Raw genomic sequence first — 17,544 nt, 5'->3', positions numbered from 1 at the left:
TTTTTGTTAAAATTTTGCCCACATAAAAGATCATAAAAAATGATCTTTTTGCCGCGACCTATCTTCTCCGCAAGGATATCTGGAGGACTGGTGGTAACACCTAGTTTTAATTTAGTAAACGGGTTCGTCGCTGAGGCAAAGAAGATGAACGATTTACTCTCGGATTTGGTTATTGATTGAGAGTAGTTTATTAACTTTAATTCAGCGAAGTGTGACTCACCAAACCATCGCTTCTCATCTTTTTGTCTCTAAATTGAAATATCCATTGTCTCTGTCAGTCTTTATTGGGCAGAGGTTTTTTTAATTTATAAGGAATTCATAATGAAAAACAATAATTTTAACGTGATTTATGGATAAGGATTATATAAGAAACAGTTGTTATCAAGGGTTCGTTCGAGCTGAGGAGATGCCTAAGCATCGTCTTGAAACCTTGGCATGAAACATTAAACTCCATACAAGGCTTCGAGAGGGCATAAATGCCTCCTCAGCCTGAACGATGCAAGATAACAACCTATCTTATCCTTAAATCAAGTTATTTAAATAATCTGTTGTTTCATTAAGATAGAGCAAGGAGTTGTCATTATGAAATCAATGAAAATCATCCCGGCGGACAATTAATTGATTCCAATTTCGGTGATGAGAAAAATTCATGAATTAGTAATGATACAAGCTGCAGCCGGATTTTTTTATGAAAACAAAATATGAAATGAGTCAAGATAAAACTAAGTTTTTGGCTAAAGAAAAAGATAGCTCTTATCCAGGGTATCAAGTCAGTGTCCTGGATCTCGAAAAAATAGTTAAGCATTATCAGGAAAAATACGGTATTCGCCTGATTATTAATGGCACTACACCCAAATATCAGGCTCTGATAAAAGAGCGCCAGGTTAATTTTGAACAACAAAAACAGCAATTCCTGGAGCTCAAATACGCCAGATTTTTACAAATATTTTTTCAACCACCTAACCTGAATGTCGCAAACTCTCCTTTTTCTATCAATAAACATATGGGGGCATTTATAGGTTATTACGAAGAAATATATAATAAAATTACTTCCTTTCTGGATGCGAAAGGAAAAATCATTTCGGGCTTATCCTTGGAAGAATTAAGACAACTCAATGAAATCTGTCAGGGGCTGTCATGCAAAGGAATACTTGATGCAAAAATTAATGAATTTATAGAACGAAATTCTGATTATATGGGGTTAACTGCCAGGGAAAGCGCAAGTGAAATAAAAGACATCTGTGATGAACTGCAAGAAGGAGAGGTTTTGGGTTATTTTTTTACCGGTCAACGTACCACTGGAAGATGTCATTTCGATCTCTATATATGTTTACCTGGTAAGGCCATAAGACCGATATTTTATAATACAGCACTTATCAGATATCATGATCTGGGAGGGATGTTTCATTTGAATTTTCCGTTTGTCGAAGGGAATTTTTTTACACCTGATTTGCTAAAATTATATTCTGCAATGGACTTGCAACAGCTAATACCTCAAGCTGACAGGGCTTCATGTGGTACTTTGACAATGATGTATGCCAAGGAGTTATTAAAAGATGATGCGAGAGGGCTGAAAGAGTTTACCTTAAGTTTTACTTATTATAATGAGAATGGCGAAAAGGAATATTTTTTTCTCCCATCACCACAAGTATTACGATATTCTCAAATAAGTTTATATAATGAAGCGCTGAAAGCCGTTGTATCTCATGAAAATGATGGACAGGCTGGTTTGGTCAGGAAAGGCGCAAAAAAATATATGTTTCATACTGTCGAAAAAATTCTCATCCAATCTTTTAAGATTGCACTTGAGAAAGAAGATGCCGATGTTCTGGAGGAAAATCAAAAAATTTGGGATATGTTACCCAGCTTTCAGGAAAAATGGCAGGAATCCTATAGGGAAATGGTTGCCAAACGCGATATGATGCATCAAGGGGTAAATAAGTATTTGCTTTATTCCACCCATCGGATGAGCCATATTGCAAGTGATCAATCCATAAACAATGAAGCGGGTGCTGATAGGTTAATTCTTCGTTAAAAAATATTGCAGAATGAAACCATTCGTATTTTATTTCTATAAAGCATGACATTAATTGAGCCAAGCTCAATTAATGTCTGCAAGAAAATCAGCTCCTTACTGAAATGATGCAAGAGATATGATTCATATTAAGTTCAAGTTTCTGGCATTTATAGAGAAAATTTTTTCCTTTGTTTGGTTTGATAAATCGGAATCTTGAATAAATCGAGTCGCGTCAAGTAAGGATTCCATTGGGTAATCGGAGGCAAACAATACCCTGTCCTCTCCCATGACCTCTAGAACATAACGTAAGGCGGGAACGAAGAACCGTCCGCTAGTGGTTATATAAACATTTTGGCGTAAAACTTCTGAGGGAATACGTTGGATGGAGGGTCGATAAGGTTTTAAGTCTGGTATACGGTATAAGTGATCGAGACGCTCCATTAAAAAAGGCATGGTTTCACCCAAGTGCCCTAGCATAATTTTTAATTTGGGAAACGTATCAAATACACCACCAAGAATCATCCGCATCAGACATAAAGCCGTGTCAAATTCAAATCCTAAAGCACTTCCCCCCAAGGCAAAACCATATTTACCGAATTCGTGCATGATTGGGACATTGGGATGCAGGTAGATAGGAATGTTTAAACCTTCTGCGGCTTCTAATAATGGCCAATAGGTTTTATCGTCCAGGTAATTATTCTGGCCAAAATTGGAGTGTGTAAGCCAACCCACAAAACCTAACTCAGAAATTGCTCTTTCCAATTCTTTTACCCCTTCTTTAACATCATACGGGGATATGGATGCAAAACCTTTAAATCGATCGGGATGTTTTTGAATGGCAGAGTAAAGCTGGTTATTGACTTCTCTTGCTAAAGCAGTGCTTTTGTTTTCATCTCCAGGGCAGGAGTCAATCCCATTGATAGTAGTCAAACTTAATACCTGGATTGTCACTCCTGCTTGGTCCATAATTGCCAGTCGTTGCTCGTTTAAACTTAATAATTCTTCCATTAATGCACTTGTGTGAAATAAGGAAACCTCAGGTGTAAAACACATTGTATAAGCTCCATTGAGCTCTGGAACCAATTTGGGAACTTCCTTGCGTTGAGTCAGATAATCAATACAAGCTTCAGTGATGAAGTGTGTTTCAAAATCGATAATCATGGACGTAATCCCTTTAGACGTGAGAAAAACGATTGAAAATTGTATGGTTAAGTATAGCTGGCAGATCAGATATCGCCACATAATTATTGAAGTTCTGATAGTCAGTTGTCGGGGAACTTCTTAATGAAAATAAATGTTACCAACAGTGAGGAAAGGTAATTTTTGGTGTATGAGATGTAATCTGGTTTGCACCAGATTATAAATCACCGGGGCTATTTAAATATTATAAAAAAACATCACTATAAATATTTGCTGAAGGCACGCCACCAAGAAAAATTCGTGTTTTCAATTTATTGGTTGTTTCTTTTGGACCACACACATAGACTTTCGTGGTGTTGGGCGCATTAAGATGTGTTAATACTCTTTTTTCAATTGAACCCTCGGGATAAAGCCCTTGACTTTGGAGTACGCAGGGATCATAGCAGAATTTGCTGAACAACAAAGACAACATTTCCAGTTCTTCCCTGTAATAGATATCTTCATCCGTGACTCCGCCATGCACCAGGGTAATCGTTCCTTCATGTTTTTGAGTTAATGCGCTTCTAATGATGCCTACCAGCGGGGCAAGGCCAGTCCCTGTGCCTGCCAGCAATATATTAAAAGCCAGTTTATCTGGATTATGGTAATAACATTGACCAAAAGGGCCTCGGATGGTGATGAAAGTATCCGTTGTCGCGCGTTGCACAAGCCATTGTCCCATGTCACCTTTTGGATAAATTTTGATGTGCAGTTCAATGTATCCATCATCAGCAGGGATATTGGCTATGGAGTAATTTCGCATTGTTCCTTCAGGATTAATGAGCGACAAGTATTGCCCGGGTAGCCAGGGAGCAGGGTGTTCTATCTTCAGTTTGACTTGAATGACATTGTGATTTAAGCGTTGCAGGCTCATTATTTGAGCTTGTGTCTCGCATTCTGCATTATCAGGAGATGTGACATCAAGTGAAGTAGTTGGTTTGGCAAGACAAGCCAGGAAATACCCTTGAGATTTGAGTGTTTCCGGTAATCCTTCTTGCCAGCTTGGATTAATCTCCCCATCTTTGGTTTTAATCAGGCATGACTGGCAAATGCCTGCTTGACAGGAGTTAGGGTATTCTACCCCGTGGCGCAAAAAACATTGCAAGAGACTTTCATTCGGAGTTAATGCAAAAGATTGATTATTAAATCGTACGGTACTCATGATGATCGCCCCAATACATCGTCACGAACGCTATTGGCGATTGCGGCTACTTTTTGAATGTCTTCTTCATTGACACCCAATTCCTTAAGCGTTTCCCCTAAATGCCCAATTACAATATCCACATGTGAGTCATTTAAGCCTCTGGCAAGAAGATGCTTATGTCCTTCGCGCATACTTTTTCCTGTATAGTGATTCGGTCCGCCAAACACCATGGTTAAAAATCCTTTTTGCTTAAGGATTTGTTGCTCCATATCTACGTCATCAAAAAAATAATTCACCCTGTCATCCATGAGCATTTTGCGGTAGAAAATATCCACAGCAGCATTGACGGCATTTTGTCCTCCTAATCGCTCAAACAAGGATTTAGTCATGATATACTCCTCAAAGATGTATTTGAAATACATCTTATAAAAAGAAATAATAGGCGTCAACAAACCAGAAGGATTTTTTATGCAATTGACTCAATTTACTGATTATTCCCTGCGCGCTTTGATCTACATTGCCCTAAAGAAAGGTTCTTGTACCATTAAAGACATTACAGACGCTTATTCCATATCAAACAATCATCTCATCAAAATCATTCATAATTTATCGAAGATGGGTTTAATTAAGACCATACGAGGGAAACATGGTGGTATTTTGATGGCAGCCTCACCTGAAACCATTAATTTAGGTCAATTGATTATGGAGCTTGAGCCCAATTTCGATTTGGTTCCCTGTTTTAATAAAGAAAAGGCAAACTGCTGTATTGCCCCGGTTTGTAAACTTAAGAGTGTATTGTATGAGGCACAACGCGCTTTCCTGCAGATTTTAGAACGTTATACTCTGGCGGATGTTTTACATAACCCTAATGAGTTGTCTTCTTTATTGAGGATCAGTTAGCAAGCCAAAATAACATTTTCAGGACTTGCGATAAATCCCAATTTTTTTGTTAAAAAATGTTTTTAATTCGGTCATTTAGTTTACCTAAACTTACTCATTAATAACATTTTTTGCCTCAACCTTGGGATTTATCTTAAGTCCTGATTTTATGAACGCTAACTTTATAGAACTTTCTGGGCAAGTAAAAGAGCAAATAATCCTTGCATTGGTCTTCCCAATTCGTCCTGTTTATGAAGATGCCCTACTGTTTCTTTGTATTCGAGGATAGACCAGCCGCTGTCCTGGTAAAAATGATACAGTTCTTCTTGTTTTGGCAAAAATGTGAATGAGGTTGGGAGTGAATAAAGATCGGATTGGACGGGAAAAACCAGAAAATGATAGCCATTTTTCTTCGTTGCATCCTGCAACTCAGTCAATAAAGCCGGGATACGTGAGGCATTTAAAAATTGAAGAGTCACTGTTGAGCAGATAAAATCGTAATGATCTTGTGCAAGGAATTGAGGTTGATTTAAATCCTGTGACAAAGTAGTAATCGGACTCAGGTTTTCTTTTTGAGCGATTACCTGAATATTTTCCAGTGCCGATTGATTGATATCAATTCCAGTCACTGCATGACCAAGTTGGGCTAAGTACAAAAGATTTCTGCCGGAACCGCAACCGACATCCAACGCAGTGAGTGAGCCTGAATGCGACAAGTAGGTATGATACACGTAAAGTAAGTCACGGTGCACCTCAGTTAAGCCGTATTTTTTGTTAAAGTAGCGATGAGGTTTGCAATAAAACTCAAGCTGAGCATTGAAGGTGGGGCTGATTGGAATGATTTTATGCCAGGAAGCCGGAGGAATAGATAATTGCTGATTGTTTTTATCCAGTCGGATGCGCGACAGTTCCTGGCCCAAGCCATCCTGGAAAATAAAATCAATTTCACCTTCGTTTAGGGAAAGTTTCCCCCATGTTCCTTCTTTTGTACTGTGCTTTTCAAGAAAAAATTTAAGTTTTCCATGGTCATCAATGGATATTTGTTTGTAACAGATTAAATTATCGTATTCTATTGGCATGATTTTTCTATCCTGATATTTCGATAAATAACATAATGGTTTTTTAGCCTATTGTCGAATGAATCAATTTTATACAGGACTTAGGATAAATCCCAATCTCTTTGTTAAAAAATGTTTTTAATTCGGTCATTTAGTTTATCTAAACTCCCTCATTAACAACATTTTTTGCCTCGACCTTGGGGTTTTTCGTAAGTCCTGTTATAGAGTCGTTAAATAAGCACCACAGAAACGTTTGAGACTGGTTATGCAATAGGTCTGGTAACGCTTCTTGCAGAGTAATCAATTGACCTAATCAATGATGTAACCATTGTGCCAGAGCATAAATACCTGATTTTAAATCTTCTTCACCTCCCCCAAAAGACAAACGCACATACCCTTCTTTACCAAAGGCGATTCCGGGTACTATCGCAACATTGGCCTTATCCAAAGCTTGTTTACAAAATTCCTCGGAATTCTGATTTTGGAAGCCTAGCTTTTTTAGGGAAAGAAAAACATAAAGTGATGAAACCGGGGATGTTATGGTTAATCCTAAATAGTCATGCAAGGACTGGACGAGGCAATCTCTTCTTTTTTGCATGTTTTGTTGAACCCATTCATTGACTTGATTTGCTTCTTGCAGTGCAGCCACAGCGGCCCATTGGCTAAGGGTAGTTACTCCACTGGTGCTTTGACTGACTAGAGACGTTAAAGGGTTGATAAATAGTTCTGGAGCAAAAATGAAACCCACTCGCCAGCCGGTCATGGAAAAGTTCTTGGAACAGCTTTGAATGATGATCACACGCTCCCGAAATTGAGGGAAAGAACCACAGGATACGTAATGATGATCATCATAGGTCAGTTCGCTATAGACTTCATCAGAGATAACTAAAAGATTATGCTCCTCGGCTACTTGTAGCAAGTGAGTCAGTTCGGATTGGGTATACAAGGCTCCGGTTGGATTGTTGGCATTATTCAGAATGAGTATTTTACTTTTTGCGGAACAAGCCTTTTTCAGAGCCTGTGGCGTTAGTTTCCATTCTTCAACTTCTGTCGTTTCCATTATCACGGGGGTGCCAGCAAACAATTCAACCATGGCTGGATAGGAGACCCAGTATGGAGAAGGAATAATCACTTCATCGTTCGGCTGCAGTAATAATTGCATGAGTAAATAAATGCCGAGTTTTCCGCCATTCACAACCAGGCAGTGCTCCTGTTGGAATGAGCAATTGTAGGATCTGTTCATCCACTCACAACTCAGCTTTCGTAGTTCAGGAATACCCATTATTGGAGGATAAAGGGTATGCCCTTGTTCCATAGCTTGTGTGACGGCATTTATTATGGAGGGATGGGGGGGCAATTTGGGTTCTCCAGCACTGAGATTATGAATTTTGATTCCTGCATTTATTTTTAGTTGAGCTAGAGAATTGATGGCAACTGTTGCGGAATCTTTGGGCAAGCACTTTTTTTCACAATACGTCATTATTTTTGCACCTTTTTAGAGTTTGAAATAATTATCTTGAATAGTTGAGTCACGAAATCCTGTTGCAAGTGATATTGCCTGGACAAATAGTCATAATATTCAAACAATTTTTTTTCGCGCAGGCGGTCTATTATTTTTTTTCCTTCTTTAGCTTTTAAAGCGCCGATTTGCTTAGACAACTCTAGGCGTTGAGCCAATTTTTCAATGATATATGCATCAGTTTGTTCAATTTGTTTTCTTAGTTCTTCAATCGTACTCATGATGAACTCCTTACCAGATAGGGACCTTATCACTCTATTTTTTAACTAATATAAAAGCCGTTTTATTTCGATGGCTGTCCTGAATATTTCTCGCTCTCATTTTCAAACCATAAAGTGGTGCACAACTTGCCGACGCAATGACAGCGGTATGGGGTGGTAATATTCCTTCTGCCAGATCTCTTGCTGCTTTGGCTGTATCGATCCACTCTATTTTTTTCACATCTTTAAATTTGTGTCGTAGGAATTTTTTGCACTGGGCAAGACCTTGAGGATGTGAAACAATCTGTGTGATTTTATGATGTTGAGTATTCGGCTTAATCAGCAGGCATTGGTTAATGTCATGCCAAATCTCATCGATGGGAGTAAATGAATATTTGCCCATAGCCTGAAATGCTGGTTTTACCAATCCTCCTAAAAAGTTAACAACGGGTAAGATGCCCAAATCTATAGTTTCATTCTCAATAGCATTTAAAACGCCTTCCATATCCAGCAAATGAATGAGATGAGCATTAATATTTTTCTCTTTGGCATAAAGCAGTGCTGCTTCCTCAGAAAATGATCCGATATCTCCGGAAACACCGAAGCGAATCGCTTCTTTTTCTTCAACGAGATTTTTCATAACGCTTCCCTCTCTGCCAGTTCCAACAGGAACGATTCTGTCTTCTCCCAACTGAGGCAAGGATCTGTAACGGATAAGCCGTTTAAATCAATGTTTGCCGGATTGATAGAGTCTAATTTTTGATTACCTTCTTTGATGAAACTTTCTACCATGAATCCCTTGACCAGTTGTTTTAAATCGGGTCTATTTTTGATGCTTTCCAGAATGCTAAAAGCAATTGATGGTTGCAGTTGATGATTTTTTTTCCCATTCACCAGACAGTTGTCATGGCTAACATCAATAATGACAGAAGGGTTAACTATCTGATGCATGCCCATGTAGTACATCACTTCCTCCAGGTGAGAAACGGAGTAATTGGGGGCTTGGTTTGAGCCACGCAGAACGAGATGAGCATGATGATTACCATGGGTTTGCACTTCATATCCATCAAAGACAGCGACATGAGGATGCTGTGAGGCAACCAGGCTGTTTACTCCTACAGCAAGTGAACCATGTGTGGGGTTTTTTAATCCAACCGCACAGTCAAGGGCAGAGGCAAAAATTCGATGTTCTTGATCCTCTGAACTACGGGCACCTATTGCAACCCAGGATAGAAGTTCAAGGAATCCTTTGGCATTATGGGTGAAAAGAGCCTCATCAGCGATAGGGAGCCCCATTTGAATGACTTTTATCATCATATCCCGGGTATATTTTATACCTGCTTCAATATCAGGGGTTGAAAATAAATCGGGTTGATTAACAGGGCCAGTCCAGCCTTTTGTCGTTCTGGGCTTTTGAATGTAAACACGCATGATTAATTTTAAAGCGTGTTTGACTTTATTGTTGAGTTGCACCAAACGCTCCGCGTATTCCAATACAGCTTTTTTAGGCCACGCCGAACAAGGACCGACTATCATCAAAAGACGTTTATCTTGTCCTTCCAAAATCGCTTTAATCTCTTGCCGGTCTTGGGCAATTTGCTGACAGGCAGAGTGGGGTAATGGCAATTCCTGAATGATTTTTTCTATTGGTGGCAGTTTTTTTAAGATGGAATAGCTCATCATATCCTCCCCAAGCCAGAAGGGGCCGCGGACGGATGATGAATTTGAGATGGATGGTTCATCGCTCACACTCCTTTTTTGATTTTATCCAACCCCCTTATTAGTCTGGGGATCTTGGGTATCAAAAACCCCCAGACTCAGCTGGGGGTTGGAGTGTTAGTATTGCCTACCTACCACCCAGCTCAGGGCTGAAAAAGCTAAAATAAAAAAAGCAAGCAAAGGCTTGTACAAGACTTGCTTTTTTATTTAACTGATTTGTTGTAGTAGAGTAGAACATGAATAATCACAAAAAATTAATTTGTATATTATGTATACAGGACTATGGTAATCCTGTCAATACTGTTAGCTACAGTTAATTGTATAGTCAATTTTTTCCAGTGAATTAACCCAATGATTTCTATATCAAAATTACCTTGGTATTAATCGCACTTACTGATTGGAAAATGAGACGAAAGTATTGCACGAATCATTTTGATCGTATACATTGCATTTTATATCAAATAAAAACTAAGGGATTAATGTTGTGTCAATATGTTGGGATTTAATCATAAATAGTAATACCCTGCAGCAAGCTAATATCCCTGGTCGCCGGGTTCAAATGAATGACTCGGGATTCATCCTTAAAAGAATTCTTTTCGTATCAAATCAACAAATTATCGATTTACTCACTTGTATCACTGAGTATCAGTCCATTACCAGAAAAAAATTCATGAATCTGTCAAATAATAAAATCAAGCCAAGGAGGGAAAGCAATAAAAGACTATTAACGTGGTAAGGATTTTAAATTTACAAAAAGGAGTCAATATGTTTAATGTGGATAATAGTGGTAAAGGCAATTGCTTGTATTATGCTTACAGTATTTCATTAATGTATTATTTGCGGGCAAAAAATAATGTCAGGATTACTGAAGATATTTTTAATAAATTAGGATTAAAGGAAGAAGGTAGAGCCAGTTTACGAAAACTATTATCCAAAGACCCGGATAGGGCATTTACCCGCGAGGAAATCAAAACAATTATAGAACCAATTCTTGGCAGAGCAACCAGAGATTTGGCAGCAGAACATACCAAAATTGAATTCAAATCGTCGCCTCATGATACGCCTATATTTTCATCCCTTCATTATGCTGTGGAATTTGGTTTTAAACGCGCCCTACAAATCAATGAATCCGAGTTGACGCTGTTAATAGACAATGATTTCTCGAATCCTGATTATACTGAGGCTGAGATATACAAGGTCAGTGGTTTGTTAGATGCTCTCCAAGAGTATATTTTAACAAGAACACCTTCTGTCATAGAGGAATTCAATCGTCAATGGGAAAATAAAAAACAGGAACTCAAAGAGCAAAGCTTAACTGAAAAAGAGATCCAGGTTCATCAGGCGACTATTTTAGATAATATTCTAAGAAAAGAAACGATAGATTTTTTATTATCTGATAATGAAAAACATCTTGATGAATACAAAGATCATCTCCGAAGAGAATATGTATGGGGCAGTGAAGAAACACTGATGGTATTACATCGTGCCATACAAGGTGAACGCATGGTGCGTAACCATGAGGGAAAGATTGATCCGGTCTATGATCATGAAATTATTTTGCATGTTCATAGAAATGGCGCAAGTCCGTCCTATGACGCGGGAAGTCCCGAAATGATATTAAATAATGAAGGCAATACTCATTGGACTTCCATCATTCCTGATGCGATATTTACATCAAAACTAACCGACAAAGAAGAAAAATTACTCGAACTATTGGATAAAATGCGGTCAGAGTATGGCAGTAAAGAACTTGGGGTAGAAAAATATTCATTGATAAGTAATTGGCTTGATGATTTGATGAAGCAGGTAGAGGTAATTAAAGTCAGTCCAACTGTCGTTACAAAACAAAAAGAAATGGAGTCATTTTTTCAGCTTCTGGGCAAAGCAACGCCTAAATTAGCATCGGAACCGGCCTTGAGGATGTCTCTTGGTACTCTTTTTTCCAATTTTCTCGAATGTATTCCAGCCCTTATGGTTGAAAATAAAATCAGTACAGGGTTAGCTAAATTTGGATTGTATAGCCCGGTAATATCTCAGAAAAAAGAAGATTTGTCCTTGACCAAATCATCTGAGGAGAAGGTTAATTCTGACCAACCTCAAAAGGGCGTATTAAGTCAATTCTCGAAACATACTCTGCTTAAGGTCTCTGAGGAGGTAACCCCAAAACCATACCCTACAGAACTAAACCCGTATGTTCGAAAAAACAAGCAGTCTGGTCCAAGAGTAGCGAGAGCACTTACCCAAATGTACCAAAAAGGACTTGAAGGTGATGAAAGATATACACCTGAGAAGTGCAAAGACATTGCTCAGAGATATATAGAGTTTTCGAAGTCTCATAAACGCAATTTCATTCTTGATGATGTTATCCTCTTTGTGCAGGAAATGGATAAAATCATTAAGCAAAAAGAATCAAGTAGTGAAAATTCCTGTAAGATTGCTGCAATGTAAGGGTTCTGTTTTTTCCTGAAATATGGGAAAAACAAAATCGTCAGATTGATTTTGCTTTCTTATCAAAGTCATGCCCTAATTGGTGAGGAAGCAAAATAGTAACACTCAGCAACAATGGTTTTACAAGCTGTTATTGAAATAAATTTTTAGAGATGGTAGCTATTATTTAAATTGAGGCAATGTGTTTCCTGATGGTTGTTTCTCGCCCTTTTTATTTTCTTCTTGATGGCTTTGAAAAAAAAGGGGAGATTTTTCACTTTTGGCTGACCTGGATGTAACAACTTGGGTCTCTTTTTTCAATTCAGGTGATGCACGAACCTCACCACATAAATAAAGCACTTGAGGTTTCACCTGTTTTTCCATGGCATTATTTCGTCCATTTGCCAGCATTATCTCGCCAAGATCTTTTTCTGTTAGGAGGGCTTGCTGGGATGGATCAGTGTTTGTCACAACTACGAATGAGGCAGCTGTATAACCCCAACCTTGGTGAACAATAAAGGTCACCAAATCAGGATGGTTCGGGAGAAAGACCCGTTGAGTCCATTCAGGGAAATGAGGATTGGGTAACTGAGCCAGAGTTTTATTAATTTCACAGATGTAGTCTGACAAATCAAATCGTCTCAGATTATGTTTTTGATGATATTCAACAGGGGTTGGATCAAAAACATTTACTGGTTTGGTAGCACCATATTCATCGCCGTATTGTAAAATCCAGCCGCCATCAGAACAAAATGCGCTGACAGCCAATTTTTCGCGCATGCGTTTTGCAAGTAATTCATCATTCTGGATACCTTTTTCCACCAGTTGCTGAGTATAGCGTGGTTCATCATGAGAACCAGGAAAACCAATTGTAGGGCCAACCTGCTGTAATAATCCTTTATTTTGAGTAAACCAATTGTCATCTTGTTGCCACAAGTCAAATGAATAGCCATATCCACCTTCGGGGCCAGGCATCCAGAACACACTATTCATCGTGTGGGTTACAATACCTTTCAAAGCAAGATTTTCTTCCATATAACCCCTGCCTATCGTTTCTGCGATAATAAGTGGAGCACGTTGAAATTTGCGTTGGCAAGCCTCCTTTGCAATTTCTGTTAGTCGAGACAATACTTTGTTATTTACCATGGCTGGCGCATCAATACGTATTCCCTGAAAGCCAAGATGCTCAATATTATGCTCGATAAATGGTTTCCAATAATATTCGATGATTTGTTCGCAAATGACAGGATCATCATAGTTAAACGTTGCCACATCACACCAGGGATTATTGGTCAACGGATTGTAATTTTCGTCCATGTTATGCATCACCAAATTTCCATTTGGGTGACGTTTAAACCATTTTTTTGTATCGATATTGTATTTTTCAAGGAAAAATTTATCGCCATTCACAAAACGATGATCTACTGCCACGTGTCTTGCTACCAAATCAAATATGGTCATTAAACCAAGCTCATTTGCTCTTGCAGTGTATTGCTGAACACTTTTTTCATTCTTGGCATAGCGAGTATAAATTGATTCGTCCTGCATGGCATAAGGGCTATGAATACGATTAGCCATGTTAGGGATAGGATTATATTGACAAGGTGTATAAAATGGGTTGACCCAAACTTGCTTAAAGCCCATCTTTTCAATTCGCTGCAAGTCTTCCCGCATCGCATCAAAATCTTGATACAACCCCGGATATTGGTTATAGCAACAAATACGTGGGAACATGCTTGCTTCTCAACTTCTGTTTTTATGTATATGAAGTATAGTAGGTGTGTAATGTTTGAACTAATTATGTGGTTATTTACCATTAGTTCCTATGCTCATTTAGAAAATTAACCAAAGTGTATTGTTTGCACTTTTTAGATATCTTATTTACTTTTATTAAACACTTTGTTATATTTTGTACTATGTGATTTAAAAATTGGTCAATTTAGCAGATATCCCATGTCATATCAAAAAATAGAACTCAGTATTTCATTATCATTAGACTCTCCAAAATTAGATGAGTCCGATTTTATATTGCTCTCGGTTAAGTATCTTGAAAAATCACTTGGTAAAAAGAAAGAATTTTCTGGTTTTTTTGAAGACATAGAAAGACTTTATTTTAAGCAGAATTACAAGGAGGCAATTGAAAAAATATTGGATTTTTGTAGAAAAAATGAATCCTTATTAAGCCAAAAGGTTGTCCAGCTCCTTGTAGATGTCGCGCCTAAATTAAAAAGCAATCCTAAAGACAATGAAAGCAGAAGGCTTTATGAAACCTTGTATGCAGATCACCTTGAATCAGTCATTAAACAAGAGAGTGATCTTTCCGTATTTAACGAATTGAGAGATAGTTATAATGCGGTGAAACCTGAGTATGCAGTAACTCATGAGACCGAAATCAAAACTTTGGATGAAGCAAAGCAATTTATTTTATCTTTTGTCATGCTGAATGATAATGTTGAATTACCTTTAAAAGCGCAATCAGAGAGATACCCCAAAAAGGACAGATCCAGGGAAGAATTGGGGAATACTCCATCTGCGAATCCAGGGATTATGAAACCTAACTCACCTAATTTTACCGATAACCTGGTGCCTGTCAGAGATGTGCCCAAAATAGCCATTAATGAGAAAGTGGTGGGTGGGTATTCAAAAACCAAGCCTACTACTCCTTTTGTTGCCTCGCTCTCTGGTACAACCTACTCACTCATGGTGGTGTTAAAGGACTATATTGAAAAGCATAAAACGGACAAAGACATTGAAAAAAAAGTAAACCAGATTATTAACTTATGGATTTCCAGTTATATTAAGGAAGGTTATCACAGCTACAGTGAGGTTGTGGATGTTTTGACAGAGCCGTTTCTTCAATCCATTTTTGATGAAGCAAACATCAAGTTAAATTATGGTGTACTGGATGAAACGCACGCAGAATTTCGTAAAGCTCAGGATTATGTTTTTGGTATGACAATCCGATCAGCAATGCATCATGAACTACTAGATCGATTTAAGAATAAAGAAAAACTTCAAGAGGAAGTAAAGAATTTTGAATCTGTGTTAAATAAACTCAACCAGAATGTTGAAAATACAGGTCGCCACCGAGAGACACTTCATAAATTAAACGAAGTATTTCAGGATTGGTCTTCAGGCAAAAAAAGCTATGACGCGTTTAAAAGTGAGTCTAATCAACTGATTCATGAAGTTGAATCTGAAGAGCAAAAAAGTAATCGTGGTCTTGGCTCCATGCTGAAGAACCTGGGAAATTATCTTTTATACTTGATTACCTTTCGTTTTTTGAAAGAAGATTATCCAAAATCATCTAGTCAGGTCACAACCTTAGTCACTGAGTTAAAAGACAGATTTGAGCAAATAGATTATTTACATAAAAACAGCCTCTCTTTAAAAAAGGTAACACAGCCTGGTCATAAAAGTACTTCATCATCTGATGAGACAGCAGATGTTCGCAAATCAGCTGTCAATACTGACAAACCCAGTAAAAAACAAGACAGCGAAGCAAAAGAGACATTAGATTCTGAGCAATTGGATGAAGTTCAAAGACTAGATGACAAAAGCACTCGTTTACAATAGATCTCTTACATAACCCACCAGCACATGTTTCTGAGGTGCTTGTATTAAACTACACTCCTCGAAATGTTTGTGCCTTGCCCTAAAATAATCAGCGTAGACAAGAAGGCTAATGGTTTGGGTTATGCATCTAATTAAAAATTCTTTAAATGACCAAAAAAGTATTTGCAATAAAACTAGGCAGATATATATTTATCAAGCCACATTCCAGTTTTGAAAACGGGGTATTAAGTTTTTACTGATTGGAATAGCAGTCATTATGTGTTATTATTATACGCATATTGATCAATTAAATTCCTTTTGTTGAGGAAATAGAGTTGCGATTGTTTAAGTGCAATCAACACATCTGTAGGGGAAGATTTCCAGTAAGCATGCTTATTGTAAGGACTTCGTGGTAAGAAACATTAATACAATTTTTGGATTAAGTGAGAATATAATGGCCTATCAATTATTGCTCAGTAAAGAAACCCTGAATAAAATTTTACAATACAAACAGAATCTCGAAAAAGGGCTTGCTAAGCCTGGTAAGTTTTTTCTTGAAGAATTAAGTAAACAAGAAAAAAGTATTTCTGAAATGGATATCACTACATTTACTCAACTATTAATCCAGTCTAAAAAACCACAGGTTTTTGCTGAAAGTCAGGTTTATCATGATGGGGCTGATTGGACACTGGAAGAAGAAAGTATTCTTGGAGATATTAGCGTCAATATGCCAGTCACTATGTACAATGATGGTGGGCATGGCTCCTCTTTCAAGAATCACCAAGAGCCAATTTCCGGTTATTTGGCGTATGTGCCGGGTGCCCTCTTGGCTTCGGGCAGCGGACCGACTTCAGATATGAATGAAGTGCTTGATAGCGGCAAACTAAATCAAGACAAATTAAATGCTTTATACGAGCGACGTTTATTGCCTCAACTGATCCATTTTAATGAGTTGGCGCGGCAAAATGAAAAGAAAGCGGCGATTACTATTCCCGGTATAGGAACAGGGTGTTTTTCCGGCGCTTATTATGATGTGATTAAACCTTATGTCAGAAATGCATTAATCCATATTTTTGAGAAGCATAAGGATTCCTTACCTTTCATTGATATTATTCATTATGACCCTTATCTGGGAGATGAACCGGCTGAAAAGAAGATTGGTCATATGTCTTTTCGTGTGAGTCCTTCTGGTATGGTTCGTGGTACAACAGGGCAGCTTGCCTACCCCTTAGGCAGTAATCCTGACACGCACCTACTCGTTTCAATTGTTGCCTGGGATCATTTTTCCTGGCCCGGAAATGATTATTGGGGCGGTGCTCGTCAAACAGATGATGGTGTCAAGGCTGCTAGCACGGATACCATGGGGCAAGTTACAGGCGCAACTGGTGTCTATGATAAAAAATGGGGTCGATATATGCCTCCAGAATCATTTACTAAAGACCGTAAAGGTATGAGTGACTGGGGGGATTATGCCAGAGAAAATGGTATTGTATTTAATGGCCCTGTTTTAGCTCTGGATAAAAGCAGTAAGTTGGATACCTTGGAAAATGTCGCGAGTCGTTCCAAAGCAAAAGTTGAAACTACAACTACAATAAGTGATCTTGTTCGTGGCATGTTCAGTCTTTTTTCTCATAGTACTTCGACAGAACCATCCCCAACTCCGAGAGAGGATGAAACGAAAAAATCGGCTCCTCAGTAATAATTTTGACAAATTTTTATAGTGTAATAACAGGTCTAACTTTTGAAGTTGGACCTCGTTACTACCTGCAGGACTGACCAGATCTATCCCAATCTTTTCGCTAAGGAATATTTTTAATTTAATCATTTTGTTTATCTAAGCTCCTATA

At 38.1% G+C, this 17,544-nt stretch carries 13 protein-coding genes and 1 pseudogene; 5 read left to right on the top strand and 9 right to left on the bottom strand.

Going from position 1 to position 17,544, the window contains the following annotated elements; all coding sequences use genetic code 11:
* Positions 1 to 618: 618 nt before the first annotated feature.
* A pseudogene (locus tag EL201_RS12945) lies at positions 619 to 2,035 on the top strand (lpg2538 family Dot/Icm T4SS effector).
* A gap of 123 nt (positions 2,036 to 2,158) precedes the next feature.
* Here EL201_RS12945 and EL201_RS12940 read toward each other — a convergent pair.
* The 3 genes from EL201_RS12940 to EL201_RS12930 all read right to left on the bottom strand — a co-directional run bounded on the left by EL201_RS12940 (position 2,159) and on the right by EL201_RS12930 (position 4,729).
* On the bottom strand, positions 2,159 to 3,178 hold the full coding sequence (locus tag EL201_RS12940) for an amidohydrolase family protein (protein ID WP_027222647.1): 1,020 nt from the start codon (positions 3,176 to 3,178) through the stop codon (positions 2,159 to 2,161).
* 223 nt (positions 3,179 to 3,401) lie between these two features.
* On the bottom strand, positions 3,402 to 4,358 hold the full coding sequence (locus EL201_RS12935; RefSeq protein WP_027222646.1) for an FAD-binding oxidoreductase: 957 nt from the start codon (positions 4,356 to 4,358) through the stop codon (positions 3,402 to 3,404).
* Entirely contained in the window at positions 4,355 to 4,729 is a 375-nt protein-coding gene (locus tag EL201_RS12930) for a group I truncated hemoglobin (RefSeq protein WP_027222645.1), read from the bottom strand. Before EL201_RS12930 ends, EL201_RS12935 begins: the two co-directional genes overlap by 4 nt.
* 79 nt (positions 4,730 to 4,808) lie before the next feature.
* On the opposite strand from EL201_RS12930, the gene EL201_RS12925 reads away from it, so the two are divergent.
* Positions 4,809 to 5,240, top strand: a complete 432-nt coding sequence (locus tag EL201_RS12925) for an Rrf2 family transcriptional regulator (protein WP_027222644.1) — start codon at positions 4,809 to 4,811, stop codon at positions 5,238 to 5,240.
* 161 nt (positions 5,241 to 5,401) lie between these two features.
* Here the strand turns inward: EL201_RS12925 and tehB are convergent, their stop codons facing one another.
* The 5 genes from tehB to EL201_RS12900 all read right to left on the bottom strand — a co-directional run bounded on the left by tehB (position 5,402) and on the right by EL201_RS12900 (position 9,676).
* Complete coding sequence (gene tehB, locus EL201_RS12920) at positions 5,402 to 6,298, bottom strand: SAM-dependent methyltransferase TehB (protein WP_027222643.1); 897 nt, start codon at positions 6,296 to 6,298, stop codon at positions 5,402 to 5,404.
* Positions 6,299 to 6,590: 292 nt separating this feature from the next.
* A complete protein-coding gene (locus tag EL201_RS12915) occupies positions 6,591 to 7,757 on the bottom strand; it encodes a pyridoxal phosphate-dependent aminotransferase (RefSeq protein WP_027222642.1) in 1,167 nt (388 codons plus the stop codon).
* Positions 7,757 to 8,017: a chorismate mutase gene (locus EL201_RS12910; RefSeq protein ID WP_027222641.1), complete on the bottom strand. Its 261-nt coding sequence runs from the start codon at positions 8,015 to 8,017 to the stop codon at positions 7,757 to 7,759. The genes EL201_RS12915 and EL201_RS12910 overlap by 1 nt, the downstream gene beginning before the upstream one ends.
* A gap of 34 nt (positions 8,018 to 8,051) precedes the next feature.
* Positions 8,052 to 8,636 (bottom strand): prephenate dehydratase domain-containing protein, encoded by a 585-nt coding sequence (locus tag EL201_RS12905; protein ID WP_027222640.1) that lies wholly within the window; start codon positions 8,634 to 8,636, stop codon positions 8,052 to 8,054.
* On the bottom strand, positions 8,633 to 9,676 hold the full coding sequence (locus EL201_RS12900) for a 3-deoxy-7-phosphoheptulonate synthase (protein WP_027222639.1): 1,044 nt from the start codon (positions 9,674 to 9,676) through the stop codon (positions 8,633 to 8,635). The genes EL201_RS12905 and EL201_RS12900 overlap by 4 nt, the downstream gene beginning before the upstream one ends.
* Positions 9,677 to 10,444: 768 nt before the next feature.
* Between EL201_RS12900 and EL201_RS12890 the strand changes: the two genes are divergently transcribed.
* Positions 10,445 to 12,163, top strand: a complete 1,719-nt coding sequence (locus tag EL201_RS12890) for a hypothetical protein (RefSeq protein ID WP_080273138.1) — start codon at positions 10,445 to 10,447, stop codon at positions 12,161 to 12,163.
* 162 nt (positions 12,164 to 12,325) lie between these two features.
* On the opposite strand, the gene EL201_RS12885 is transcribed toward EL201_RS12890, so the two are convergent.
* The gene (locus EL201_RS12885) at positions 12,326 to 13,876 is read right to left on the bottom strand and encodes an alpha-amylase family glycosyl hydrolase (RefSeq protein WP_027222637.1); all 1,551 of its coding nucleotides are present in this window, start codon (positions 13,874 to 13,876) and stop codon (positions 12,326 to 12,328) included.
* A 165-nt stretch (positions 13,877 to 14,041) separates the two neighbouring features.
* Between EL201_RS12885 and EL201_RS12880 the strand changes: the two genes are divergently transcribed.
* Complete coding sequence (locus EL201_RS12880) at positions 14,042 to 15,718, top strand: type IV secretion protein Dot (RefSeq protein WP_080273137.1); 1,677 nt, start codon at positions 14,042 to 14,044, stop codon at positions 15,716 to 15,718.
* 433 nt (positions 15,719 to 16,151) lie between these two features.
* Positions 16,152 to 17,396, top strand: a complete 1,245-nt coding sequence (mavL, locus tag EL201_RS12875; protein WP_027222635.1) for a Dot/Icm T4SS effector MavL — start codon at positions 16,152 to 16,154, stop codon at positions 17,394 to 17,396.
* The last annotated feature ends 148 nt before the right edge of the window (positions 17,397 to 17,544 follow it).

It is taken from the genome of Legionella pneumophila subsp. pascullei (genome assembly GCF_900637585.1).
Classification (GTDB): domain Bacteria; phylum Pseudomonadota; class Gammaproteobacteria; order Legionellales; family Legionellaceae; genus Legionella; species Legionella pascullei.
This window is presented reverse-complemented; position numbering and strand designations above follow the sequence as displayed.